Raw genomic sequence first — 23,551 nt, 5'->3', positions numbered from 1 at the left:
TTTTAAGAATAAAAAGGAAAGGAGAATTTAATGACAACCATTATCGGTCTTATATTAGCGATTGTTTTTATCGGTGTAGGTATGATATTAAAAGGGGTCTCCATGGAAGCCCTTGCGAATCCCGCTGCCTTTCTAATCATATTTGGCGGGACAATTGCTACACTGCTAGTTGCTTTTCCTATGAGCGAAATCAAGAAGTTTCCCATTCTATTAAAAATTGTTTTATTTGAACCAAAGTTGCCAACGAAGGAACAAATAATCGACATGATGGTAGAGTGGTCGATTATTGCTAGAACGGAAGGGGTGTTAGCCTTAGAAGAAATCGCGGATTCTGTTGATGATCCCTTTTTAAAAAATGGATTAGAAATGATTATTGATGGCAGTGATCGAAAGCAAATGGAGGATATCTTGTTCGATGAATTAGAGGCAGCTGCTGAAAGACATAAGGTTGGAAGTTTAATCTTTAGTCAAGCGGGCATGTATGCTCCAACCTTAGGGGTTTTAGGTGCGGTTGTCGGGTTAATCGCTGCGTTAGGGAACTTACAGGATATGGATAAATTAGGATATTCCATCGCCGCGGCATTTATCGCGACCCTTTTGGGTATTTTTTCTGGATACGTGCTTTGGCATCCAATTTCGAATAAATTAAAGCGGATTTCTAAAAAAGAGCAAGACATTAAAATCATGATGATTGACGGTTTGCTAGGGATGCAAGAGGGGTTAACACCTAAGTTAATTGAAAGAAAGCTGTCTGTTTATTTACCTTCAAAGGCACGTTTAAAGCAGGGGGAAATGATAAGTGAAGAAGCGGAGACCGCGTGAGGACGACGAGCATATTGACGAGAGCTGGTTAATCCCCTACTCAGACCTTTTAACATTACTGCTAGCGCTGTTTATCGTATTATTTGCTTCCGGAAATATTAACAACGATAAGCTGCAACAAATTATGATTTCGATGAATACTGCCTTAAAGGGACAAGGAAGCAGTATCCTTGTAAAAGAAAATAGCGGAATCACGAAAGAAATCAAAAAAGAAAAGGAAGATGGGAGCAAACAAGATGAGAAAGAGAAATTACAAAATTTAATGGATCAAATTGAAAAGTATATTAATGAACGAGGCTTAAACAAGGTCATCACCATAAAAGACGAACCAAAAGGGATCAAGCTTTCGTTAAAGGATGTGATTTTGTTTGAATCAGGCAGCGATGAACTAAAAGGAGATTCACTTACCATCCTTAATGACCTCCTTGATTTAATTAAGCATGTACATAATCCAATCAGCATCGAGGGTCATACCGACAGCGTCCCAATAACCGGGGGTAAATTCAAATCGAATTGGGAATTATCAGCAGCGCGGGCGTTGGCAGTTCTTTATTTTTTCGAGGAAAGGGCCATCCCCTCAAACAAGCTGCAGTTTGCCGGATTCGGTGAACAAAATCCTATTTATCCAAATGATTCGCTTGAACACAGACAAGCAAATCGCAGAGTTGATATTACTATTCTAAAAAGGGATAATGGATTGTAGTTAGTAGCTATATCAAGGGCAAACTCATTGAAAAGTGAGGACGCAAAACTATAGGGGCCTCTTTAGAAATTAACAAGGCCAGCCAGTTACCATCAAGCAAAGGAGATATTTTTGATGTCAAAAAGTTATTGGCTTACACCAGAAAAATCAATTCAAAAGAAAAAGCAGAAAAAAAATCTGACTTATGCCTTAATCATGCTTGGGACAATTCTACTAAGCACTTGTCTTACCATTCTAGCTAACCACTTATATTGATATTGATAAAAGGATCTGAAGCATAAACCCTTTTTGAGACGAAATTATAAGGAGTGGAAGGTATGAATTTCAATTTATTTTGGGCAAAATTTAAACGAGAATGGCATTTTTTTAGAATGCGTTACCATGAATTATTACTCGCAGGATGTTTAGACTACGAACTAAAAATCAAACTCCAAAGAAAAATTTCTTACCATCGTCTAAACGGTGCCTGTCACGCCCCGAAATTTGTCGAAGATTGTTTCTTCATTAAAAAATGACCTGCCCCCTAGGCAGGTCATTTATTTATGGTACGCATTAGTTGCCAAAGTAATCGTCCCAGCGGTGTTGATTAAATCGTCAATATAAGGTCATAATAAACAAGGTTTATTTCCATAACCCGGTATATAATGACCTTTTTCTACACTAAGGAATTCACCACAAAAATAGAACAGTTTATTCGACAAAATTTGGGGCGTGCCAGGCACCGAATTTGTCACCGAATTTGTCGTAATCTTTTATTCAGTTCCTACGCGTTTCTCCCTTTTTCCCATCATTAATTTGTTATCGTAAAGAAAATAATGGATTTTGGTAATCTACCACTATTACTAGGAGTGGATTTCATGGACGAGCAGGGGAAACTATTTATAGGGTTATTATGGGGGACGTCGCTAAGTGTTCCGTTATGGATGGCGTTTATCGGCTGGATTAAAATAATCGCTCACCTTCTATATTGAATAGGATAAGCATGCGCACCAAAGCTTTCCACTGACCTAAAAATTTCTCATTCCCTCTTTAAATTCGACAAAAACCGGGCCGTGACAGGCACCCTACAAGCGCAAACTTCTGCAGTAGCTTTCTCTCTTTTGTTGAATTGATCCATCGCAAAAATCTAATACACTTTCAATATTCATATAACACGGCGGTTCGGGCTTCGTGTCCTTATAAAGAAAATAACTGCTCCACGGATAGGACTCCGGCTCTTTTACAATCCCAGCTACGACAGGATTCAGGTGAATGTAGCGGCTGACATCAAGCATTCCGACACCATCGACGATAATATTATCGAAAAAGCGCTTCTCAAACACATGACCGGTTAGGTCATACTTTGTATTGAAGTAATTGGCATACCGTTTATTGATAAAGGCCATAAGTTTCGAAATGGGAACTTCTTGTGAACGCAATAACAGATGATAATGGTTGGTCATTAAACAATAAGAGGCAATTTCAAAAGGAGTTTTTTCATGTAGCCGCTGAAGGATGTGAAAAAAGGCTAGAAAGTCATCGTAGTTTTGAAAAAGTGGATCTCGGCGGTTTCCGCGATTACCGATATGATAAAAATAGTTTGGCAGCCATATTCTTTTTTTTCGTGGCATTTACACTTTCCTCCCTTTCATTTGTTGTTTTTGAACCTTACCCACCATAAAAAACCTCCAAATATATATTGTTTATTTCAACAAATGAGGATGCCTAGAAATGGCATCAATCTGGTAATACCGACAGGTGTCAAACTATTAAGGAAAAAATGAAAGAATCAAGAGAACGAAGATGGATCGGAGCAGGCAAAGGGTTCGTAGAAGAAATTAAAGCCCAAATATACATTATTTCACATATTACCATTCTACAAAAAAACAAAAATTCCTGCAAAATATTATAAAATAAATTATAAAAATACACCAGCAAGCACAAGCACCCCAGTCTTCAAGGGCGGAACCAAGCATCTTCACATTCGACAAAATTCGGGGAGTGACAGGCACCGGTTTTTGGATTAATATTAACGAAAGCGAAGAAGGGAGCCCAAATTATGCAGTTAACTAGTGAAGAAGTTGAAATTTTAAAAATCATTGAAGAGAATCACAAAATATCTGTTGAAACTATCGCATCTATGGCTTTATGCAGCGAGGAAACGGTTAGAACGACCATTGAAAAGTTAGAACAAGAGAAGATTATTATCAGTTACCCGACCTTAATCGATTGGAGCAAGGTCGAGGGGCAGGAAAATGTCATTGCGATGATTGATGTAAAGGTGACCCCAAAGCGGGGCGTGGGATTCGATGAGGTTGCCGGCCGAATTTCCCGTTTCCCTGAGGTATCCTCCTTGTATCTGATGTCTGGCGCCTACGATTTATCGATAACAGTAGAAGGAAAAACAATGAATCAAATCGCGGCCTTCGTATCCGAAAAATTATCGACCATTGAAAATGTCATGTCCACGACCACCCATTTCATGTTAAAAAAATACAAACATGATGGGGTGAATTTTCGCGGTGCCAACGATGATAAAGACCGTAGGATGGTGGTTTCACCATGAAAAATGGCTATTCCCGCTATATTTCTAAAACAGCCAAAGAACTCCAGCCTTCTGGAATAAGGAAATTTTTCGATTTGGCGGCTAGCATGGACGACGTGATTTCGTTAGGGGTCGGCGAGCCGGATTTCACCACTCCCTGGAACATTCGGGAAGCGGCGATCCTTTCACTAGAACAAGGTTATACCTCCTATACCGCAAACGCGGGTCTGCTCGAATTGAGACAAGAGATTTCCTTCTATCTTGGTTCAAGATTTGGGGTGGATTATGACCCAATAAATCAAATTATTGTGACAATTGGGGCCAGTCAGGCCATCGACCTCGCTTTTCGCGCGATTTTAGACCAAGGGGATGAGGTCCTGATTGTCGAACCGGCCTTTGTTTCATATGCCCCATTGGTTTCCATCGCCGGCGGGAATCCGATTGCCGTTGCTACCTCACCGGATAATGGATTTAAGGTGACATCCGAACAAATCGAAAAAGCGATAACTGAAAAAACGAAAGCGATCCTGTTATGTTCACCGAACAATCCAACAGGCAGCACCCTTACCAAGGCGGAACTTACAGAAATCGCAACAGTCATAAAAAAACATGACCTGCTTGTCGTTTCCGATGAGATTTACGCGGAATTAAGCTATGATGAAGCTTTTGCAAGCGTCGCCTCTATTGAAGGCATGTATGAGCGAACCATTTTAATCAACGGTTTTTCCAAAGGCTTCGCGATGACGGGCTGGAGATTAGGTTTCTTAGCGGCACCGAAGGAATTTGTCGAGGTTATGCTAAAAATTCACCAATATACGACCATGTGCGCACCGCATATGCTGCAGCATGGAGCTATCGAAGCACTCCGCAACACCTATCATGAAGTGGAATCGATGCGAAATAGCTATCGCAGACGGAGGAACTATGTCGTCCAAACGCTAAATCAAATCGGCTTGGATTGTCACACGCCCGGCGGAGCGTTTTATGTTTTCCCTTCAATCCGGGCTACCGGCCTTAGCTCTGAGCAATTTGCTGAAGAACTGCTCATCCAGGAAAAAGTCGCCGTAGTTCCCGGTCATGTCTTTGGCGAAAGCGGTGAAGGGTATATCAGATGTTCCTACGCCGCCTCCATGTCGCAGCTTCAAGAGGCACTTAAACGAATCCAGCGGTTTGTTGAATCGCGAGGCGTGGTTGCTGTTAACCACTCAGAAAATTTTAAAGTAACACAGGAATAAATGAATCTTTTTTCCCTACGAAAAAAGGCCCAAATTCTGTATGATTAAAACACAGAATTTGGGCCTTTTTTTAATAAATTTGTCCACTCCATTCCGCCATCCAAAAACAATCACAATCCGACAAAATTCGGGGCGTGACAGGCACCAGATTTTAGGTATAATAGACTATATGTATCTATTTTAACGGAGGAAACTAATGAAAAATATCAGTAAACGCAAATGGAAGATGATAGGCTTTAGCGTTTTGGGAATTCTTTTGATAGGAATTGCAGTGTTTGGCTATGAATACTATCAGTTACAACCGAAGAACCACTTTACATCCGTACCTGTCGTCAACTCGGGTAAATCTAGTACGTCCAATCTAACAGATGAGACGGTAGAAATAAAAGATCCTATCTTTAACCTGCTACTAATCGGCTCGGACCAAAGAAAAGGTGAAAAGGTTGGTCATTCAGACTCGATGATCCTGATTCATGCTGATTTAACAAAAAAGAAATTTGAAGCCGTTAGTATTCCCCGTGATACCCGTGTTCATTTAGACGGCTATGGTTATACGAAACTAACAAGTGTTCAATATATTATTCAATCAACAAAAGGAACACAAGCCGGGGTGGAAGCCGCGGTCAGTTCAGTCAGCGAATTAATGGGCGTTCCAATCAACTATTATGTAGAAACCAATTATTTGGGCTTTCAGTCCCTCGTCGATGCGGTCGGCGGCATTGATATGTATGTGCCATATAATATGAAATTAACCCATCCATGGTACCGAGAAAATAAAAATAAACTAATTTCCGCTGGACGTCACTCTTTTGATGGAAAAATGGTGGCAGAGGTCGTTCACGAGCGCTATTCACTTGAAGACGGAGAATATAGCCGTCAACGCCTACAGGAGGAAGCCTTAAAGGGAATTGCCAAAAAAGTCTTAAGTCCAAGTAACATTGGGAAGCTGCCATCCTTAGTGAAATCAGTTCCTGATTTTGTCGTCGCGACAAATATGTCAACATCAGATATGTTAAGCTTTGGATTAGCCGTAAAAGACTTCGACCCTAGCAAACAACTAGAATATCATCAAATTCCTGGCGAAGGGAAAAGGCTGTATGATGATATCTTAAAAGCAACAAACTATCAATTAGTCATTGACCCGCAAAAGATAGAAGATATCATGACTCAATATTTTTGAGTAAAAGAAAAAGCAGACGAATCGGAATGAACATTCCTCCGACTCATCTGCTTTTTTCTATTTTATAAAACTTTCGACAAAAACCGTGGCGTGACAGCATTATTGCGTAGTGCCGGTGTATTTTTGCATATTTTACTATGGGCCTTTATCTCTATGAGGGAAGAAGAAATGATACGTATGTCTTTAACTGATTTTCCAACCGTTACTCCAGGGGCAGCAGGAGTTTTTCTGATTGCTCTCCCTATCATTCTATTCATCTTTTTCTTTACCCAGCCAAAAGAAAGTGATATGGGGCAAAACAAGTAATGTTTTGCCCTGAGCTGGTCCGTTTTCTAACACAGAGCGAATAATTCAAAATTTGTGACCGCTTGGCCCCTCTTCCATGTGAGTCTTTCACCGATTTGGAACGATAATCTCCAATTTTCCATCCTGATTTGTCATTTCAATGACCTTGTCCTCGAAGAAATAGGGTGAATCATATTTGTCTTTCTTTTTAATATCAATATAATTGTTATTGGCTGTCAGCACTGGAAAAACAGCGGTGGTCTTCTTCTGTCCATTTTGGACAACATCTACTTCCGCCATTAACATGACCTGTTTACTGGCGATTGCAAAAAATAACTGGCCAATCTCTTTTCCGGCTTCAGTAATTTTGACATGCTGCAGGATTGAGATCAGGCAGGTGATAAAATCGTTAACTTTTTCATTGGATAAGCCACTTAACTGACAATCAACCATAACCTTATTGATGCCATTTTTAATTTCTTTAAACGAAAATACATCCTCGATTCTGATGCCTGCGTTCATCTTCCCGAGGTTTTCAAACTTATGGGTTGTTTTCTGCAGATATTCCTTGATAACCCCCTCGTTCTGCCCCCGATGCATAACAAAATCCGCCAGCTCATTGATACATGTAATTTCCTTGCCTTTATGGCTAACAAGGATTAAAAAGGGATAAACATCCTTCTCATCAAAGCAATTGTCCACTAATTTATCATAGTAATAGGTAATTAACGACTTTTCTTTCATATCCATTTCATAACCCCTAAACATAATCTATTGCGAAATCTTATTTCCATACCTATTGTACAATTTCTCGGAATGAAATACCCGTTTATTCGACAAAATTCGGGTGGTGACAGGCACCGCCTTGTAAAATACTTACATTAATTGTACTGTTTTATAAAGGAGGTTTTCTAAGGCATGAAGAGGTTTATTCAATTAAACATTTTCACAGCGTTAATGATGATAACATTTTTACTTATGGGATGTTCTTCCGTAATGGGGGCATCCACTGATTCTCTACATAACCAGCAATTGGACCATCCGCCGATTGCTGTTCAAGGGGCGATGGATGTAGAAGTTTCGGTCCTTCTTAAGGAAATGGGGGCATACAGACAAGAAACCCATGGTAATTATACCTATTATCTTGGGAAGATAAATAAAATCCCCGTCGTTATTTCCAGAACGGGAATCGGGATGGTTAATGCTGCTGCTTCTACTGCGTTACTTATCGAAAACTATCACCCAAAGGTCATTATTAATCAAGGGACGGCAGGAGGCCATGACCCGAATCTTCATGTATTTGATACCGTGATCGGTTCAGAGGTGATGAATATTGGCAGACTTACGTCCGAGCATTTAGATGCTGGACAAGGAATCCGCCCGAGGACATGGAAATTCACGAAAACAGAAATGAGAGAGAACGGGAAAATAAAGGAATATGCATCATTTAGGAGCGACCCCAAGCTTGTGAAAGCCGCTTTACGTATTGCTGATAAATATAAGCATGGCAAGGTAGTCGTGGGGAAAATTGGCAGCACTGATTTTTGGAATAGAGAGGTTGACCGAATCCTGTGGTTCCATAAAACCGCCGGAACAAGTGCCGAAGAAATGGAAGCAGCATCCGTTGCCCAAGTGGCAAAGGGCTTTCACATTCCCTTCCTATCTGTCAGAACCATCTCAAACTCCGAAGTTTCAGGTGAGAAGATAGAGGATTTAGAAACCGCCGGGCACTATTGTGCGGAATTCGCTATTGAAATTGTCAAAGCGCTGGGGAAATAACAAAGTTTGCACAGCATCCAGTAGCAAGTTTGCGCCTGCATTCGCAACTTTCGACAACTTTCGGGCGGTGCCAGGCACCGGTTAGCGTGAGATTACTTTGTAGACCACTATTCCAACCAGTGCTCCGGCGCTATCAATGAAGACATCCTTTAGCTGTGGGCCTCTGCCTGGGACAAATGCTTGATGAATTTCATCAGAAATGGCGTACAGAATACAGATTCCCATGGCTAGAAAAACGCTCTTTAATCCGTAGATCCTGCTTTTCAACAGCGCATGAAATACCCAGATAGCAAGCATAAGGTAGATAAGGAAATGGGCATTTTTCCTGACAACGTGATCAAATCGATCCATGCTTAGATCCATTCCAGGAATAAACCGCATAACAAAATCCATAATCACGGCTGTTACTCCCCTGCTAAGCTGATCCGAATGGACTGCCGGCTGCGCTGAAAAATGGTAGATGAGCATCATCCACAGAAGGACGATCATCCATGGAAAAAATAAAATTAGTTTTTTATAGTAAGACATGATTACTATCCTTCCTGCAGCACTGCGACTGTACCTAAGATTCATTAGTAAAAATTCAGCATCTTTACCTTTGCCTGTCACACCCAGAATTTCAATTGTGGAACAATCCTGTGAAACAAGATTATTCGGGGGGTGACAGGCACCGTTTTTATTGCTTCATCCAAACCGTCCTTCCAGCCAGCTTTCCCTGGTACCAGTTGGTATTTCCTACCTTTACGGTAAGCTGAACTTTGAATTTCTGATTTTTGTACGGTGAAAGCTTCTTATAAACAATATCCTTCGTTCCGCCCCATGCTTTGCTATACGCACTGCCTTTGCCTTTGATAGACAAGGTCTTCGCCTTTTTGTTTACCACAGTATACCCATGGGAGGTCAAATCGGAGGATTTCACCCAGCCTGCTGTACCAGTACCATTATCATTTTTACTTAGTAAATAGTAGGTTTGACCGCTCAGCTTTCCTTGTTTTTTAATATAGTAAACTTTATTGGTGTATGATGTCCCAGCCTTAAAGGAAGAACTGGAACCAAGTTTTTTATAAATTTTCACGCTGCTTTTTTTGATATTGCCTAAACGGCTCGCGCTGCTTTCTACCGTCTTTGTCAGGAAGCCGGAGTGAACCCATACCTTCTTCCCAGCTAAACTTCCACGGTACCACGTATTATTGCCAACTTTTTCTGTTAAATCAATCTTGAATTCCTTTCCTTTGTATTTGGCGAGGTCCTTATAAATAGTATCCTTGATACTGCCCCACGGCTTACTATAGGCACTTCCCTGACCGCTGATATACAATGTTTTCGCCTTACTATCGAGCGTGGAATGCGGATTACTGGTCAAATCGGCGGATTTTACCCAGCCGACAACACCCGTTACACTGCTTGGCTGTTCACTTAGGAGGTAATAGATATCCCCGTCTATCATGATAGATTTTTTAATATAAAACGTTTCGTTAGTATAGGCTGTAGCTGCCGGGAAGCCGGTCATGTTATCACTAGCGTTTTTATAAATGATGACCTGACTGGTGCGTACTTGTCCTAATCGGCTCGTATTCACCATTTTATTCGCCTTATCGGGCAGTTCCTGGTATTTCATCGTGACTAACTGAACAAACTGATCCCAGTTATAGCCCCATTGATTAAAATACCCATGCGGGTCCCCATGGGTCGTTCCGCCCAGGTGTTTTGTCACTGCATAATGGGACCACAGCGTACCTGTACCCGTCTTTTCAGCGCTTACCACTGGCAGGTTATACTTATAGAGGATCGATGAAATGTAATTCGCATAGTTATTAATCGATTGGGCAAATTGTTCAAACGTTTTCACTCTAACTAACTCAATATGAACAAACCGCTTATTCGCAACAGGTCCGGCGCCCCATGCCCCATAATCCGGTGAATGAATTTCAATCACACGGGAATCGTCGGCAAAAGCATGCACAAAGGCATGTTCATGGTTTCGCACCATATACGCAATTTCACTTGTAATCGTTGAGCCGCTATTAGCCGTTTCATGGGCCACAACCCCCTCAACCATACCAAAGCCATTTCGATAATTAAACTTCGTAAACACACTTTTATGATCATATTCTACTTTCGCCGGTGCTAGATTGCGAGAGACGATATAATCATTCACATTAGGATTCGCCGGCTCCTTCGCACTCATAAGCGATGGCCGTACTAGTACAAATAATAAACACGCTAACACTAAGATGACTGTTTTCTTCATTTTTCCTCCAAATAAGTTAATTTATATATTTAACAGACTCATAGAGACTATTATACTATTACCAATCACTTAATTTAAGAAAAATTTTGGAAAACTAAATAAATTTTGGAACCCATATCGACAGTATCACACAAGTTTCCCCAAAACCCGCGAATTACTTCTTTTATTATACTTTTCTTTAAAGTATAATAATGGAAGACTGGGAGGAGTATCTATGAAAATATCACTACATAAGAATGCGTTTAAATTTATTCTGGCAGGGACAATTGCCTTAACACCGCTTGCGGGAAACTTAGCGGTTACGACAAATACTGCCTATGCAGCAGGGACAACAGATATTGTCTCATATCATGAGGGGATCTATAAAAAGCTTACAGCTTCCGATATTGCTGATATTAAAACGGCTTACGGCAATGTCGCAAAAGTAAACTTTACTAGTATTCTTGGCAACGATTTAGTAAATAAAATTGATGGTAAAACGAAGAAAGCGGGAACTGCTGCGAAACTGGCAGCTGATCTAGCGAGACTGCAATACACAACGAATGCCACTGAATTCAAAACGGCATTAGCTGACTTCAAAAAGAATCACGATGCAGAATTCACGAAAATTTTTGACGGAAAGCTTTCCGTTGACCAGGCTGTTTCCATGTTTGCTGCTTTCGAGAAAAACTTGGAAGCTCAACTAGTAACATCGTTTGTAAAAAATGATCACTTGAGCTTTGATAAAATTATAAATGCGGCGAAGGATACGACTCTTTCTCAAAACGAATTCAAGGGGTTTGACGGCCTATTCTCACAAAAATTAGGCGTATCAGTGAGTGATCTCCTTACAATGAGAACGAAGGCAGAAGCAGTCGCTGATCCAAACAAATCGGCCTCTGCCGCCCTTTCATCTGGACTCATCCGCTCTAGAGGCGGCGACATCTCGGGTGCCAGCACCGTTACAGTGGGCGCAGCCGCTCCTACTTACAGCTTTAAAGTACTTATATTAGGCGACTTTACGAAAAATGTAGTCTGGAAAACAACCAACTCTGACATCGCTGTCTTCAGCGGCAATAAACTAGTTGCCAAAAAAGCAGGGAAAGTAAAAGTACAAGCTTACTATTTGAACATGCCGATTATCACAAAAGAAGTAACCATCGTGAAAGATACAGTTGCGCCAGCAATGCCAACAGTCAATTCTTTCAGCAATAAAGACGTGGTGATTCAAGGAAAAGCAGAAGCCAATTCCTTTATTACCGTTAAAAATGGAAAGACGACGGTTGCTTCTGGAACAACATCTTCAAAAGGAACTTTCGCTCTTAAAATTAAAGCGCAAACTGCTGGAACGACCCTTACCATCACGGCAAAGGATGCAGCAGGCAATGTAAGTAAGGCAAGAACGATTAAAGTCGCTGATAAAATTGCTCCATCGACACCAACAGTTAGTACCGTTGATGACAACGATAAAGTCATTAAAGGGAAGGCAGAAAAATCTTCCTATATTACCGTTAAAAGCGGAAAAACGGTTGTTGCTTCAGGAAAAACTTCATCTAAAGGCACTTTCACACTTTCGATGAAGAAACAAAAAGCAAATACCATCCTTACAGTAACCGCAAAGGATACAGCGGGCAATGTGAGCAAGGCGAGAACGGTTAAAGTCATTGACAAGACCGCACCAGCCAAACCAACTGTCTATGCTATTAATTCAAAGACCAAAGTGGTCAAAGGAAAAGCAGAGGCAGGCTCAACAATCACCATCAGTAACGGCAAAAAGGTATTAGCTACTGGCAAAGTTTCTAGCAAAGGAAACTTCAGTGTGAAAATCCGTGCCCAAAAGAAAGGCACCGTGTTATATATTTCAGCAAAAGATAAAGCTAATAATAAGAGCAGCAGTACAAAGGTAACTGTTAAAGCCGCAAAATAAGTGGAAAGCACAGCTCTAGCCAACGACTTATTAGGGCTTGACAGTCATCGATGTTCAATACTATAATGCTCAAATAAACAATAAGGCAGACCTTCATAGGTCTGCCCTTTCTATTGAATACATTTGCACCCTTTCGACAAAATCCACCAAACTTCGGGGCGTGACAGGCACCTTACAGGAGGTACTAGATGAAACAGGAAAAACATTCAAGGTCCATCGGCCTGCCGCTGACCATTTCAATCATTGCCATTTCGTTTTCGGCTATTTTTGTCAAATGGTCCGACGCGCCAGCCTCAATTTTAAGTATGTATCGGATGTGGTTTGCAAGTATTTTAATGTTGCCAATCGTCTGGAATAACCGCCATGAATTTAAGAAAATTGCTAAAAAAGATTGGTTCCTTTTATTCTTTTCTGGCCTCTTTTTAGCCTTGCACTTTATGCTTTGGTTTGGGTCTTTGAAGTTAACGACGGTTGCAAGTTCAACGATTATTCTTACTTTGCAGCCGATTGTATCGTTGGCCGGGGGCTATTTTCTATTTAAGGAACGGACGACAATGTCCGCATTGATGACAATGGGAATTGCCATCATCGGAGCAGTAATGATTGGTTGGGGAGACTTCGGTTTAAGTCAGGATGCCATAAAGGGCGATCTTCTTTCCTTTTTTAGCGTCATCTCGGTGGTTGGCTACTTATTAATCGGTCAAACCATCGTCAAAAAAATATCGCATTGGCTTTATAGCTTTTGTGTCTTTTTCTCTGCAGCTATTTTTCTTACTATTTATAACTTTTCTACAGGAGTGGCGATTAGCGGCTATCCAGCTAAGGAATGGGGGATTTTCCTTTTACTCGCCACGATTCCTACTATCAGTCACATAATTAATAACTGGCTCTTAAACTACGTCAATGCGACAACCATCTCGATGAGTATTTTAGGAGAACCCGTCGGCTCGACAATTTTGGCTTACTTTTTATTGAATGAACGTCTCGTCAGCTGGCAAATTGCCGGAGGCGTGCTCGTCCTGCTCGGAGTCTTTTTCTTTTTGAGTCAGCAGCAGAAGCCCGTGACACTAACTGTAAATGATGGAACATCTCCCCCTTAGAACATAGGTCTAAGGGGCCTTATATTTTTACAGGAGTACTTCCTAGCCTTGAATAATTCTCCGTGGAACAATCCTGTGAAACAAGATTATTCGGGGCGTGACAGGCACCGCTCAGTTATTTTTTCGTTAGTCCATTCAAGTCAATAAATGGTGTTGCTCCGCCTGTTACGCTTGGCAGGTGGCCATCCCATTTTTCCAGGGCCTTTTCTTGGACTTCGATTTGTTTTAATTGGATTAATTCCTCTGTTACCTCTTGCTTTTTCAACCTTAATGCCTCGGCTTCTGCACGTGCTTGAGCAATTTTCTGCTCGGCTTCGATTTTGACTCTATCGAGGTCCCGTTTTGCTCGTAAGGCATTTTGTTCGGCCGTTTGTTTGGATTCAATCGCTTTATTGAATTCATCACTAAAAGCAAATTCCTTAATATTAATGTCTTCTAAGATCATATAATATTTGGTTAGTTTTTTTCCAAGCATGTCTTTCACTTGCGCCGATACTTCTGGGCGTTTGGAAATTAACTCCTCTGCGGTATACTGGGCGGTTATCGCCTTTAGTGATTCGGCAATCGCCGGTTCAACGATACGTGATCGATAATCCAAGCCGATTTCTTGATAAATCTTATTGACAGCTTCCGGATCAACGGAATAGTTGACGGCCACCTTGGTAGTGACGATTTGCAGATCCTTTGAAGCAGCCGTCTGAGAACTTTCTTCTTTTTGTACCCGGACTTCCATCAATTGAACCGTTTGGATAAATGGGATCTTAAAATGAAACCCTTCGGTAAAAATGGTCGGTTTAACGGCCCCTAATTGCAAAAGAACGCCTCTATTGCCCGATGCTACGGTTGTCGTCGAAAAAAAGACAACGACCAAAATAACAATCGCAATCAGTCCGCCGATAATAGATTTCATATATTTCATTCGGATTCCCCCCTTAATACTTATTTTCCAAAAAAATACATGATTTCAAAGTTAGCGTGCCACCGTACCCATTCCACTGAAAACCAATATGGCGCTCCACACCTTTTCCATACAAAATCACCGTTCAGATAACCTTATGAAAATAGTTCCACTTTTATACATTGATAGTATTGGTATATTTTTTGTAACCGCCGGCATAAATAAAGCGTTTATCATATAATAAGAATTAACGGGGGGATGTTTATGAGGTACGTATTACACGTCGTCTTTATCATTCTTATTGGACTTGTCACATTTTTTGGACTTGGGCCTGTTTTATTTGCAGACGGTGTTTTACAAGAAAGGCTATTAACCGCTGCAGCTGTTCTCTTTATTTATATCGTACTAGTGATTTTTTACCGAATCGCCATCAATTGGGCCAATAAAAGGTAGCACAATGGAAAAAAACAGCTGAAATTGGCCTGAAAATAATTAGAGTGCAAATCCGTATAGGATTTGCACTCTATCTTTTTGAGTATAAACTACCTCCAGCTCGCACCATAAACCGACAAATTTCGGGGCGTGCCAGGCACCTTTTCTTACCTTTTGCTTAGTTCAATGAATGCGAAGGTTTTTACTGCTTCGTATTCTTCTGCTGAGAGTCTTTTCAATACGGTGTTTTTTATTTCCGCCTTTTCTGCAGGTGTAATCCCGCCTTCCGCCTTTTTGGCGAGTGCGCTTAGCTCATTCATAGTAAATTTGGATAATAAGAATTTAGTTACTTCTTCTTTCGTACGAAATTTCAACCTTGGTGTCTTTTTAACAAGAGGATGTTGAATAGTAACCTTATTTTCCTTATTTGAAACAGCTGTTGCTTTTACCGTTTTCTCTTGGTTCCCATTTGCTGCCTTGGAATCCAGTGAATACTTTTTAAGCAGCTTATCTTTTTGGTCCGAGCCAATTTCATTTTCAATACTTTGTTGAACAGTAGGATCCTTTAATAATCCTGCAATATCCTTATCGGTTAATTGGCCAGCAATTTCATTCACTACCTTTTGAGAGGCATATTTAATCCCAACCTCGTAACCAACCATGCCAATAACCACCACTACTAGCAGGATGGGAATCCCGAGCACCATTCTTTTCTTTCTCCAAAACGGCCTTACTGCTTTACGGCTATTTTTGCCTGTTTTTTTATAATAAAGCCCATCAATATCTTTAAAATAGCGTATTCCAAAGGGCTTTAGTGGTGTATTTATTTCCTTCATCTTCATCGTTGGCATATGACTTCTTCCTTTTTATGTAATTGGGCAATTTTTTCTAAATTTTTTCCTGCGAAGTAGTGGAGTGGAGCCTAGATAGAGGTTGACAGCCCTATCACTCACGACAAGAACAGGACTACATAATAATAATACTATTCGACAAATTATGATAGCTTTTTTTGTAAAATTTTTCATAGATTCAAGGATTACCCTTAACCCCATTTTGCAGGCCTTTTCGGGTCATGACAGCCGCCGCACCAAAATCATATAATAATCTCCCTAACTTCTAAAAGTTGCCTTTAAAAATGGATTTTGAGGGCAAAAGATGAACGTTCCCCCCTTTTTTCCGCTTCAAAATTAAAATTTGTTGATTCGATGAAACTGTTGATTATCGGTATGTTAAAGCTACCTAGGAAAAACCCGGAAAGCGCGCAATCCTAAAGGATTAGCAAATGGATAGCTTTGATCAGTTAGTTATGCAGTATACGCCAATGATTCATAAAATCATCCAATCATTAAATATTTATAAAGACCAGGAGGAATTCTTTCAAACTGGCTTAATTGGGCTCTGGGAAGCAAACAATCGCTTTGATGCCAAAAAGGGGAATTTCACTAATTATGCCTATACGTATATAAAAGGAAAATTGCTTTCCGAACTCGTCAACTCCTGCAAATACGGGGAACACAATGCCTGTCCAGAGGAAGACTATTGGGATACCGTTGAAGACGGGGCCCCTTGCCTGCCGCTTGAATACGAGCTGCTGCTCTCCTATTGTCAGGGGCTAACGCTAAAAGAAACAAAATGGGTGCTGGGAACTTTCCTACACGATTTATCCGTGCGAGAAATTGCCAAGGAGGAGAAGGTTTCTCCATCAGCAGTAAAGCAGTGGAAGCTGGGGGCGTTAAAGAAAATGCGGGCGCAGCCTGTGATTCGCCGCTCAGGGCTGCCCTTATAGAGAATGGTACTCGCGAATCCATAGCCTTTACTCGCGAATCCAAAAATCTGTCCCAAAATGACCGTTTCTCAGCCCAAAAAAATAGCCAAAAGCCAGGCATAGCGCCTGGCTCAGGTAACTTTTCCTTCCGGATTATACTGTGGAACAATCCTGTGAAACAAGATAATTCGGGTGGTGCCTGGCACCGTTTCATCACAATCACCGTTTCATCACAATCACAGTGTCAATCACCGCCATAGTAGTCATAATCGAGAAGGTCGTTTTCTCTGATTGTGGTTGTTTTTTCTAGTTTGTATTCCTTGAGGCCGAATTCGGCGGCGACAAGGGTATAGATGGTTTCGAATGTTTTTTGTTTGGCAGTTCCATCCGAATAGTAAATTTCATATTCCTCTTGTGTTTTTACTTTGAAGCCCTTGTCGGTCGTCTGCATGTCAAGGATTCCAACGCTCAAAAACGTTTCGGTAATTCCCTTTTTCTCTAAGGTTTTAATGTAATTGCGCATTTCATTATAGCCCGGACCATCCGGCGCAAGATAAGAAGAAACCGCTGAGAAGTCCCTGCTGTTATAGGCGGAAACGGATGCTGAGAGAAATTGCTCCATAAAGTAGTTCATTTGCTCCTTTGCTGTCGAACCAGGGTAAGCGGCTAAAGCGTTCATTCCCCGTTCCCTTGCTTCTTCTTTTGCCTGGGCCGCGCTAATTTCTTTAAACTTAAGATTCACTTCGCCTTCGTGATTGATTTTTACCACATTGCTTTTGATGGGTGTGCCGTTCCAATTCACAACCGCATATAGTTCGACCGAACCGTCTGTCGGCACAGGACCGAACGAATCACCGATTTTTAGGTTGGTTTTTTTCCCATTGGCGAAAATATCCGCATCGTCCCCATTGGAGTAAATCGATACATATTTACCACCGAGCTTGAGTCTAGTGAGAACCACGTTATTGCTTGCTTTCGTGAAGTCGACCAATGTTTCCGCTTTTAGCGTAACAAACTCACCGGTATAAACAGCTTCTAACGTGAGGTTGCCCGGCAGCACCCTGGCAATTTCCTCCTCTTGATCCGCTTCCTTGAGCAGCTTGCTCTTACCGCTATAAAAAACCTTTGTGTTCTCAAGGCTGCTGTCCGCCATCACCGTATACGGATAAGCTTTAATCGCAAATTGCTGATAAAAGAAAAACTTTTTCGGTCCTTCCACGAGCAGCACCAATTGGTTATCTTCCCCATCCATGACCGGATGCAGCCGTTTATTATGCTTAATACCTGCTGCCTCCTGCTGGAGTTCAGAAACTATTTCCCCAAAGTTCTGGTCTTTTGTTAAAAAGGCCGTAAACCCCTTCAGCTCATCCTCTGACAGGTCGGAATCTGTGCCACCCGCCTCAAGAATTTCTCGCAGCCCCTGATAATCCTTTCCTTTGACCAGCTTTTCGAAGCGCTCCACTGTTTTTTCCGGTTTGTAATAATTGACCAAAAATGTATGGGTGGCAAACAAGCCGACACCCAAAACTAAAATAACTGCAATTGCCCATTTGACGGGGGTGGTTACGCTAAAATGGGAATTCCTTGCTTCCCGTGACGGGGCCTCTGAACTATTTTTCGCCCCGCAATGATTACAAAATGCTTGCTGCGGCAAAATGGGCGTGCCGCAATTTTGACAGGCTGACATGACTGTTATCTCCTTTGTCCATCCGCTTTAAATTTATGAATCAGTGTACCCAGGAAGGCAAACACAAAGGAAAGCAGCAGGCTCTTAATGAACGTGCCTGCCGGGCTAAAGCCAAGCCCCATCGAAACATTCATCGAATCTCCGAAATCCGTTCCATGTCCAATCATTGAAACCCCTATATCCGTAAAGGCTGCCAGCCCCGTCATGATGACGGCATAAATGACGCTGAAGATGATCAAATTTTTGATATGCTGGGGCTTGAGGGCAATCTTAAAGCCGGCCCAGATCAAAAGGGCAATCGGGATGAGCAGAGCAAGCTTTAAATACATGTCTAAATCAACCTGGGACAGCGCGCTCTCCATCTCAGAAATAGTCGAGTCATTATTGGCAGCGCCTGTGGCAACAAAGCCAGAGAAAATTCCGTAGGATAAGGAACCCGCCTCACGACGCTGATTAACAAATAAGGTCAACGGCGTGAGCTGAAGCAGATTCCAAAGATAGCTGCCAAGCTGCACAGAAATCGTCGCAACAAACACATAGCTTTTATCGATTATTTTTTCAAAAGGAGTATTGAAAAAGTAGTCCCCGAACTGTTCCTTGAAATCAGCGATTTTGCTAGAAAAATAGATAAATAAGCCAATTGAGAACAGCAAAATTCCGCGAAACGGAACCGCAATCGCTTGGTGGATCGCTTCTCCGGAAGGAATCCATTCAGACAGATGTCCCGTCGTTTTTCGGAAGTTGGTTGCAAAAAGACTGCCCAACCCGCTAAATATGAAGCCGACTATCAACGTCATCGATAGGGTTTTAAACAGTGAATAGTGAGTATCCATCGCAAACGCCATTTTCACTCCACTTTCGTTGATATTAAAATGGTAGGAAAAACCTGCAAATAGAGAAAATACGGCCATAAACAGCGCATAAAGCACGCCGATCCCAATCGCATTGACCAGATGATCCGGCAGATTTGAACTACGGTTTCTTCGGGCGGCGAAAATACCGGCGGCAAATAAGCCTATAAATGGAATAAGCAGATAAATTAGGAAGCCATTCTTTGCTTCGGCCTCTGCCGTCGCTTTACCGCTATCGCCACCAAAATTTCCATTCATATTCACCGATACAACTGGATTCTGCAGGTTCGACATCATCACAATGTCAGTTATGCCATACAGTTTGCCAAGCTTAGGGAGGTTCGAATCTGTTTTTAATTCCATTTCGCTGATAAGATCATTCAGGTTTTCCATATTAAAATCTTTCATACTATCACTCAATAAACTGTTATAAAGTCTCTCTGATGATTTCATCACAGAAAAAGATAAACCAATCATAATGATGACCGCGATAAGAACTGGCAATAGCGCCTTTTTCACATATGTAAGATTAAAACTAGGCAGCTTCTTGGGTATAGCGGCCGTTAAATTGGTTAATTCCTTTGGCACTGCCAAGCCTTTATCCTGGACGTATTGGGAATTACTGGTGCCACATTCTGTACAGTAGTTAAAATGATTGACCGATTTTGCCCCGCAGCTGGAACAGAAGGCCGCCGTTTGTTCCTTCAAATGATAGTTCATGGTTTTTCTTTTTAAGACAGTGCCGTCATGGATACAATAATTAGCTAAGGGAGAATTCTCTGCCCCACAGTTTTTACAATACATTTTCACGCCCCCCTACAAAACCAGGCGGCTGCCGCAGCAAGCGCAGAAATTTCCCTGGGCCGGAACTTGTTCCTCACAGGTTGGGCAGACCGCCGTTTCGACCGTATCATTCCCGGTTGCGATTGGTTCCTGCTGTTGGCCGCAGGATCCGCAAAATTTATCATCCACGCCAATTTGGCTGCCACACTTTGAGCAGGCCCATGAATCTGATTTCCTATTTAACTGCTCTAAGGCACTCTGGGTTTGAAAAATCTGCCGGTCCAATTCAGCAATCTTCAGAACGTAATCCCGGAGCTGCAGGTCCTTTAGTTCACCCGTACGAATCTTTTGACTCGTCTGTTCACCAAGCTGAAGAAGCAGATTGGCGCGTCGTTCAGAATTCTCCTGGACCAGCTTTCGATACTGGCTGATTTCTTGGGCGGTTTGGAGCTTTTGCTTGCCCTGCTGCACGGAATCCTGCAGGATATTCAACCCGCCACCTAGTTTTGTTTTCAAATCACTCATCAATAAATCCCCCCTATATCTATCATAGTACTCATTACAATTTTACTATATTACTACAAAGTTTTGGATAAGTATCCAACTTTTTATTTCGATACCTGGAATTTAATTGTATAATTTTTAGTAAAGGAGTGAAATTGTAAATGGAGATATTTTGTACTGGCTGCGGCAGGGCACTAAAGAGTAATGAGTCTTTCTGCACAGGCTGTGGAACAAAGGTCAGGAGTCCGGAGGCTTCTGAAACCATGAAAGTTACGCCGCCCATGGATAGAACTTCCCTAAAGCATGGTGCCGCCCCAAAAAATAAAACGGCACTTATCACTATTTTTTCAATCGTCGGGATTGCAGTGATCGTCATTGCTGCCTATTTCATTGTAAATTCTCTGAAAGATTCAAACCATGAAGCAGCACCAGCGGCGGCAACTTCTGCAAAAAAGACTGCCAATGAAAAGGGGACTGACGTAAAACCGGAAGAACCCGTCAACGCCAAGAGTGAAGAATCGATGATTACCGACTCGATTCAAAAGCTGAACGCTTTAAGGATTCATACTTCAGGGTTGGATATTTCAGTTGGAGAATGGGAGGTTTCAAACGAGAATGGCAAGCTTTCTTTGGGAGCAACAAGCATTCCATCCAAAAGTTTGGCGCGCATTTTCGCTTTATATGATGCCGGAAACATAAACTCTTTAAAAACATGGGCAAAAGAAGTCTATTACATAGCGGAAGATTTATCACAGGAATTAGATGCGGATTGGTCCATTGAGGCAGGAAATAATTGTGTTTCGGAGCACCCGGCTTCGCTGCCCTCGTCAGATTTAATGGCATATTCCGGCTCTTGCGGTTATTCCATACCAGTTTTATCAGGGACGGACAAGGATGATTTATCATTAATTATCAATAGCACTGTGTTTGGAACAACGGATGTTACTCAGCCGACAACGGCCAGGTCTGGTGAATTTATTTTTCCAGACAGCGATTATCAAAGATTAACAGAAAGTGAAGTTGCCGCGTTGACAGTGGAACAGCTTCGATTGGCACGAAATGAAATCTATGCTCGTCATGGCTATATTTTTGATTCAGCAGATTTACGATCTTATTTTTCAAAAAAATCCTGGTACTTCGAGGATGCCTCATATGACGGTACCACGGTAAATGAGATTGAAAAATATAATGTTGAATTGATTAAGAGCAGGGAGAGGTACTTAAAGTGATTTTTAAAAGGGCTAAAATAGGCGTTGCCGTGCTCAGCTTGCTTGCGGTACTGATTCCTTTATACCTGTTTCTTAATCCTGCAGGAACTAAGGAAAGTGCGGTTGCTGTTAAGGAACAAGGGGTACAGAGGGAAGACGCAGAAAAAGTGGTGCCTGACACCAAAGTTGGCAATGCGGCAAACGTGGTGCCTGACACCAAGGATGACACCTCCAAAAACGCAGTGCCTGACACCGAAGATGACACTGAAACCGCAAAAACAGACGCCGTTTCGGAGAAAACGAAGGCAACCCAAAGTGCCTTTCTAGTCGTGATTGACCCTGGCCACCAGGCGCGGGCAAATTTGGCTAAAGAGCCCGTCGGTCCAGGTGCGACGGAGACAAAAATGAAGGTTACTGGTGGAACGTCGGGGGTTGCAACCGGGAAACCGGAATACAAATTAGCGTTGGAGGCCTCTCTCGTTTTAGGTGATTTGCTGGAGAGCAGCGGAGTAAAGGTTATTTTTACAAGGACTAGCCACGATGTCAATTTAAGCAATCGCGAGCGAGCAGAAATGGCTAATCAAAAAAGAGCCGATTTATTTATCCGCATTCATGCTGATGGAGCAACAGATAGAAATGTCCACGGGCTTTCAGTTCTCACACCGGCAAAAAACAGCCCGTACACAAAGGCTATTTTCGAAGATAGCTTAAAAGCATCTCAATCTATTCTTGATGAAACGAGTAAAAATCCCGCTGTAAAAGTAAACGGGATTTCCTACAGGGGAGATCTCTCGGGATTCAACTGGTCCAAGGTCCCCACTACCCTCGTGGAAATGGGATTCATGAGCAACCCAAATGAGGATAGAAACCTCTCAGACCCCGTTTACCTCAAGAACCTGATGGCGAATGTGGCCGACGGAATCCTTCAATATGCTGGTTATAAAAAGTAAAAAAAAACGGGTGTCAGGCACCAATATAAATAGTGCCTGACACCCGTTTTTTGATAATTTATGATGAGCGAGGATTTGATCCCTGCACCACTTTAAATGAAACTCTCGTTTTGACAAAACTCACAGCGAAATAGACAAATGATAGGATTAAAACGTAGGTCCATATTTGCACGACAATTGGTGTATTCCAGACCCCTAAAAAGTAAAGCAAAGCCGGAATGGTCAGCGTTACCCACGACTGGACAAACGCTACTTTACCAAGATACTCATCAATGTTCTTTTTCAGCGTATTGATAACAAAGAACAGGGACCACAAAAATGCCCACATTCCCCATGTTAATGCATTAACAACATCATGGAAGTGAATAATAGATGTAACGGTATAAACGACCGCAACGATAGCAACCCATAAACAGAACCAACCAAGACCGCTGCCATCAAGCCCCTTCAAAAAAGTGACGCCGACATATAAATAGGTTAAGCCAAACAAAAAAATCGCCGCAATATTATAAAGCTCCCAATTATTTTGATCCGAAGAAATCAGTAAATAAAAGGGAATAATAATCTGAATGGATCCAACGAAAAGATTAAAGATACCAACGCTCTTTCCGTCGGCCTTCCCTAACAACATCAGGCTATTTAAAAAAAGAACAGCTCCCGAAAGAAATAAACCAACAAAACTCATATC

At 41.8% G+C, this 23,551-nt stretch carries 23 protein-coding genes and 1 riboswitch; of the genes, 13 read left to right on the top strand and 10 right to left on the bottom strand.

Annotated features, from left to right (window positions below; genetic code table 11):
• Positions 1–30: 30 nt before the first annotated feature.
• Both motA and BSO02S_RS12115 read left to right on the top strand, forming a co-directional pair.
• Positions 31–822, top strand: coding sequence for a flagellar motor stator protein MotA (gene motA / locus BSO02S_RS12120; protein WP_066067158.1), 792 nt, complete (start codon positions 31–33; stop codon positions 820–822).
• Positions 800–1,525, top strand: coding sequence for an OmpA/MotB family protein (locus BSO02S_RS12115; RefSeq protein WP_066067156.1), 726 nt, complete (start codon positions 800–802; stop codon positions 1,523–1,525). Before motA ends, BSO02S_RS12115 begins: the two co-directional genes overlap by 23 nt.
• A 7-nt stretch (positions 1,526–1,532) precedes the next feature.
• Positions 1,533–1,619, top strand: a riboswitch (cyclic di-GMP riboswitch).
• A 970-nt stretch (positions 1,620–2,589) separates the two neighbouring features.
• Here BSO02S_RS12115 and BSO02S_RS12105 read toward each other — a convergent pair.
• Positions 2,590–3,135, bottom strand: a complete 546-nt coding sequence (locus BSO02S_RS12105) for a transposase (protein WP_066067152.1) — start codon at positions 3,133–3,135, stop codon at positions 2,590–2,592.
• 428 nt (positions 3,136–3,563) lie between these two features.
• Between BSO02S_RS12105 and BSO02S_RS12100 the strand changes: the two genes are divergently transcribed.
• The 4 genes from BSO02S_RS12100 (at position 3,564) to BSO02S_RS27070 (ending at position 6,770) form a co-directional block, all read left to right on the top strand.
• Complete coding sequence (locus BSO02S_RS12100) at positions 3,564–4,070, top strand: Lrp/AsnC family transcriptional regulator (RefSeq protein WP_066067150.1); 507 nt, start codon at positions 3,564–3,566, stop codon at positions 4,068–4,070.
• Positions 4,067–5,284, top strand: coding sequence for an aminotransferase (locus tag BSO02S_RS12095; protein WP_066067149.1), 1,218 nt, complete (start codon positions 4,067–4,069; stop codon positions 5,282–5,284). The genes BSO02S_RS12100 and BSO02S_RS12095 overlap by 4 nt, the downstream gene beginning before the upstream one ends.
• A 196-nt stretch (positions 5,285–5,480) precedes the next feature.
• Entirely contained in the window at positions 5,481–6,464 is a 984-nt protein-coding gene (locus tag BSO02S_RS12090) for an LCP family protein (RefSeq protein ID WP_066067147.1), read from the top strand.
• 168 nt (positions 6,465–6,632) lie between these two features.
• On the top strand, positions 6,633–6,770 hold the full coding sequence (locus tag BSO02S_RS27070) for a hypothetical protein (RefSeq protein ID WP_157081450.1): 138 nt from the start codon (positions 6,633–6,635) through the stop codon (positions 6,768–6,770).
• Between the two features lie 87 nt (positions 6,771–6,857).
• On the opposite strand, the gene BSO02S_RS12085 is transcribed toward BSO02S_RS27070, so the two are convergent.
• The gene (locus BSO02S_RS12085; RefSeq protein ID WP_066067145.1) at positions 6,858–7,499 is read right to left on the bottom strand and encodes a hypothetical protein; all 642 of its coding nucleotides are present in this window, start codon (positions 7,497–7,499) and stop codon (positions 6,858–6,860) included.
• A gap of 168 nt (positions 7,500–7,667) precedes the next feature.
• Here BSO02S_RS12085 and BSO02S_RS12080 point away from each other — a divergent pair, with 168 nt between their 5' ends.
• Positions 7,668–8,528 carry a 5'-methylthioadenosine/S-adenosylhomocysteine nucleosidase gene (locus BSO02S_RS12080; protein ID WP_066067144.1) on the top strand — a complete coding sequence of 287 codons (861 nt, stop codon included), beginning with the start codon at positions 7,668–7,670 and terminating at the stop codon, positions 8,526–8,528.
• Positions 8,529–8,609: 81 nt separating this feature from the next.
• On the opposite strand, the gene BSO02S_RS12075 is transcribed toward BSO02S_RS12080, so the two are convergent.
• Together BSO02S_RS12075 and BSO02S_RS12070 are read right to left on the bottom strand one after the other, a co-directional pair.
• Complete coding sequence (locus BSO02S_RS12075) at positions 8,610–9,056, bottom strand: VanZ family protein (protein WP_066067142.1); 447 nt, start codon at positions 9,054–9,056, stop codon at positions 8,610–8,612.
• Between the two features lie 148 nt (positions 9,057–9,204).
• The gene (locus BSO02S_RS12070) at positions 9,205–10,779 is read right to left on the bottom strand and encodes a GW dipeptide domain-containing protein (protein WP_066067140.1); all 1,575 of its coding nucleotides are present in this window, start codon (positions 10,777–10,779) and stop codon (positions 9,205–9,207) included.
• A gap of 214 nt (positions 10,780–10,993) precedes the next feature.
• Here BSO02S_RS12070 and BSO02S_RS12065 point away from each other — a divergent pair, with 214 nt between their 5' ends.
• Both BSO02S_RS12065 and BSO02S_RS12060 read left to right on the top strand, forming a co-directional pair.
• Positions 10,994–12,685, top strand: coding sequence for an Ig-like domain-containing protein (locus tag BSO02S_RS12065; protein ID WP_066067136.1), 1,692 nt, complete (start codon positions 10,994–10,996; stop codon positions 12,683–12,685).
• 188 nt (positions 12,686–12,873) lie between these two features.
• On the top strand, positions 12,874–13,785 hold the full coding sequence (locus BSO02S_RS12060) for a DMT family transporter (protein WP_066067133.1): 912 nt from the start codon (positions 12,874–12,876) through the stop codon (positions 13,783–13,785).
• A 115-nt stretch (positions 13,786–13,900) separates the two neighbouring features.
• Here BSO02S_RS12060 and BSO02S_RS12055 read toward each other — a convergent pair whose 3' ends face one another.
• Positions 13,901–14,704, bottom strand: a complete 804-nt coding sequence (locus tag BSO02S_RS12055) for a prohibitin family protein (protein WP_066067130.1) — start codon at positions 14,702–14,704, stop codon at positions 13,901–13,903.
• 243 nt (positions 14,705–14,947) lie between these two features.
• Here BSO02S_RS12055 and BSO02S_RS12050 point away from each other — a divergent pair, with 243 nt between their 5' ends.
• Positions 14,948–15,136, top strand: coding sequence for a DUF6954 family protein (locus BSO02S_RS12050; RefSeq protein WP_066067128.1), 189 nt, complete (start codon positions 14,948–14,950; stop codon positions 15,134–15,136).
• A 146-nt stretch (positions 15,137–15,282) separates the two neighbouring features.
• Here BSO02S_RS12050 and BSO02S_RS12045 read toward each other — a convergent pair whose 3' ends face one another.
• Positions 15,283–15,966, bottom strand: coding sequence for a hypothetical protein (locus BSO02S_RS12045; protein WP_066067125.1), 684 nt, complete (start codon positions 15,964–15,966; stop codon positions 15,283–15,285).
• 431 nt (positions 15,967–16,397) lie between these two features.
• Between BSO02S_RS12045 and BSO02S_RS12040 the strand changes: the two genes are divergently transcribed.
• Positions 16,398–16,901: a sigma factor gene (locus tag BSO02S_RS12040; RefSeq protein ID WP_066067124.1), complete on the top strand. Its 504-nt coding sequence runs from the start codon at positions 16,398–16,400 to the stop codon at positions 16,899–16,901.
• Positions 16,902–17,124: 223 nt separating this feature from the next.
• On the opposite strand, the gene BSO02S_RS12035 is transcribed toward BSO02S_RS12040, so the two are convergent.
• The 3 genes from BSO02S_RS12035 to BSO02S_RS12025 are packed head-to-tail and all read right to left on the bottom strand — an operon-like array spanning position 17,125 to position 20,726.
• Entirely contained in the window at positions 17,125–18,567 is a 1,443-nt protein-coding gene (locus BSO02S_RS12035; RefSeq protein WP_066067122.1) for a zinc ribbon domain-containing protein, read from the bottom strand.
• Between the two features lie 5 nt (positions 18,568–18,572).
• Positions 18,573–20,222: a zinc ribbon domain-containing protein gene (locus tag BSO02S_RS12030; RefSeq protein WP_066067120.1), complete on the bottom strand. Its 1,650-nt coding sequence runs from the start codon at positions 20,220–20,222 to the stop codon at positions 18,573–18,575.
• Positions 20,223–20,234: 12 nt separating this feature from the next.
• A complete protein-coding gene (locus BSO02S_RS12025) occupies positions 20,235–20,726 on the bottom strand; it encodes a zinc ribbon domain-containing protein (RefSeq protein WP_066067119.1) in 492 nt (163 codons plus the stop codon).
• A gap of 140 nt (positions 20,727–20,866) precedes the next feature.
• On the opposite strand from BSO02S_RS12025, the gene BSO02S_RS12020 reads away from it, so the two are divergent.
• Both BSO02S_RS12020 and BSO02S_RS12015 read left to right on the top strand, forming a co-directional pair.
• Positions 20,867–21,934 carry a YARHG domain-containing protein gene (locus BSO02S_RS12020; RefSeq protein ID WP_066067117.1) on the top strand — a complete coding sequence of 356 codons (1,068 nt, stop codon included), beginning with the start codon at positions 20,867–20,869 and terminating at the stop codon, positions 21,932–21,934.
• On the top strand, positions 21,931–22,863 hold the full coding sequence (locus BSO02S_RS12015) for an N-acetylmuramoyl-L-alanine amidase (protein ID WP_066067116.1): 933 nt from the start codon (positions 21,931–21,933) through the stop codon (positions 22,861–22,863). The genes BSO02S_RS12020 and BSO02S_RS12015 overlap by 4 nt, the downstream gene beginning before the upstream one ends.
• 58 nt (positions 22,864–22,921) lie before the next feature.
• Here BSO02S_RS12015 and BSO02S_RS12010 read toward each other — a convergent pair whose 3' ends face one another.
• On the bottom strand, positions 22,922–23,548 hold the full coding sequence (locus tag BSO02S_RS12010) for an AmiS/UreI family transporter (RefSeq protein ID WP_066067336.1): 627 nt from the start codon (positions 23,546–23,548) through the stop codon (positions 22,922–22,924).
• Positions 23,549–23,551: the final 3 nt, after the last annotated feature.

The organism is Neobacillus soli NBRC 102451 (genome assembly GCF_001591665.1).
Classification (GTDB): domain Bacteria; phylum Bacillota; class Bacilli; order Bacillales; family Cytobacillaceae; genus Neobacillus; species Neobacillus soli.
The sequence above is the reverse complement of the archived record's forward strand: the minus strand, read 5'-3'. Positions and strand labels throughout refer to the sequence as shown.

Coding starts and splice junctions, on each gene's coding strand:
- motA (WP_066067158.1), top strand. CDS start 31: ATGACAACCATTATCGGTCTTATATTAGCGATTGTTTTTATCGGTGTA.
- BSO02S_RS12105 (WP_066067152.1), bottom strand. CDS start 3,135: ATGCCACGAAAAAAAAGAATATGGCTGCCAAACTATTTTTATCATATC.
- BSO02S_RS12100 (WP_066067150.1), top strand. CDS start 3,564: ATGCAGTTAACTAGTGAAGAAGTTGAAATTTTAAAAATCATTGAAGAG.
- BSO02S_RS12095 (WP_066067149.1), top strand. CDS start 4,067: ATGAAAAATGGCTATTCCCGCTATATTTCTAAAACAGCCAAAGAACTC.
- BSO02S_RS12090 (WP_066067147.1), top strand. CDS start 5,481: ATGAAAAATATCAGTAAACGCAAATGGAAGATGATAGGCTTTAGCGTT.
- BSO02S_RS27070 (WP_157081450.1), top strand. CDS start 6,633: ATGATACGTATGTCTTTAACTGATTTTCCAACCGTTACTCCAGGGGCA.
- BSO02S_RS12085 (WP_066067145.1), bottom strand. CDS start 7,499: ATGGATATGAAAGAAAAGTCGTTAATTACCTATTACTATGATAAATTA.
- BSO02S_RS12080 (WP_066067144.1), top strand. CDS start 7,668: ATGAAGAGGTTTATTCAATTAAACATTTTCACAGCGTTAATGATGATA.
- BSO02S_RS12075 (WP_066067142.1), bottom strand. CDS start 9,056: ATGTCTTACTATAAAAAACTAATTTTATTTTTTCCATGGATGATCGTC.
- BSO02S_RS12070 (WP_066067140.1), bottom strand. CDS start 10,779: ATGAAGAAAACAGTCATCTTAGTGTTAGCGTGTTTATTATTTGTACTA.
- BSO02S_RS12065 (WP_066067136.1), top strand. CDS start 10,994: ATGAAAATATCACTACATAAGAATGCGTTTAAATTTATTCTGGCAGGG.
- BSO02S_RS12060 (WP_066067133.1), top strand. CDS start 12,874: ATGAAACAGGAAAAACATTCAAGGTCCATCGGCCTGCCGCTGACCATT.
- BSO02S_RS12055 (WP_066067130.1), bottom strand. CDS start 14,704: ATGAAATATATGAAATCTATTATCGGCGGACTGATTGCGATTGTTATT.
- BSO02S_RS12050 (WP_066067128.1), top strand. CDS start 14,948: ATGAGGTACGTATTACACGTCGTCTTTATCATTCTTATTGGACTTGTC.
- BSO02S_RS12045 (WP_066067125.1), bottom strand. CDS start 15,966: ATGCCAACGATGAAGATGAAGGAAATAAATACACCACTAAAGCCCTTT.
- BSO02S_RS12040 (WP_066067124.1), top strand. CDS start 16,398: ATGGATAGCTTTGATCAGTTAGTTATGCAGTATACGCCAATGATTCAT.
- BSO02S_RS12035 (WP_066067122.1), bottom strand. CDS start 18,567: ATGTCAGCCTGTCAAAATTGCGGCACGCCCATTTTGCCGCAGCAAGCA.
- BSO02S_RS12030 (WP_066067120.1), bottom strand. CDS start 20,222: ATGTATTGTAAAAACTGTGGGGCAGAGAATTCTCCCTTAGCTAATTAT.
- BSO02S_RS12025 (WP_066067119.1), bottom strand. CDS start 20,726: ATGAGTGATTTGAAAACAAAACTAGGTGGCGGGTTGAATATCCTGCAG.
- BSO02S_RS12020 (WP_066067117.1), top strand. CDS start 20,867: ATGGAGATATTTTGTACTGGCTGCGGCAGGGCACTAAAGAGTAATGAG.
- BSO02S_RS12010 (WP_066067336.1), bottom strand. CDS start 23,548: ATGAGTTTTGTTGGTTTATTTCTTTCGGGAGCTGTTCTTTTTTTAAAT.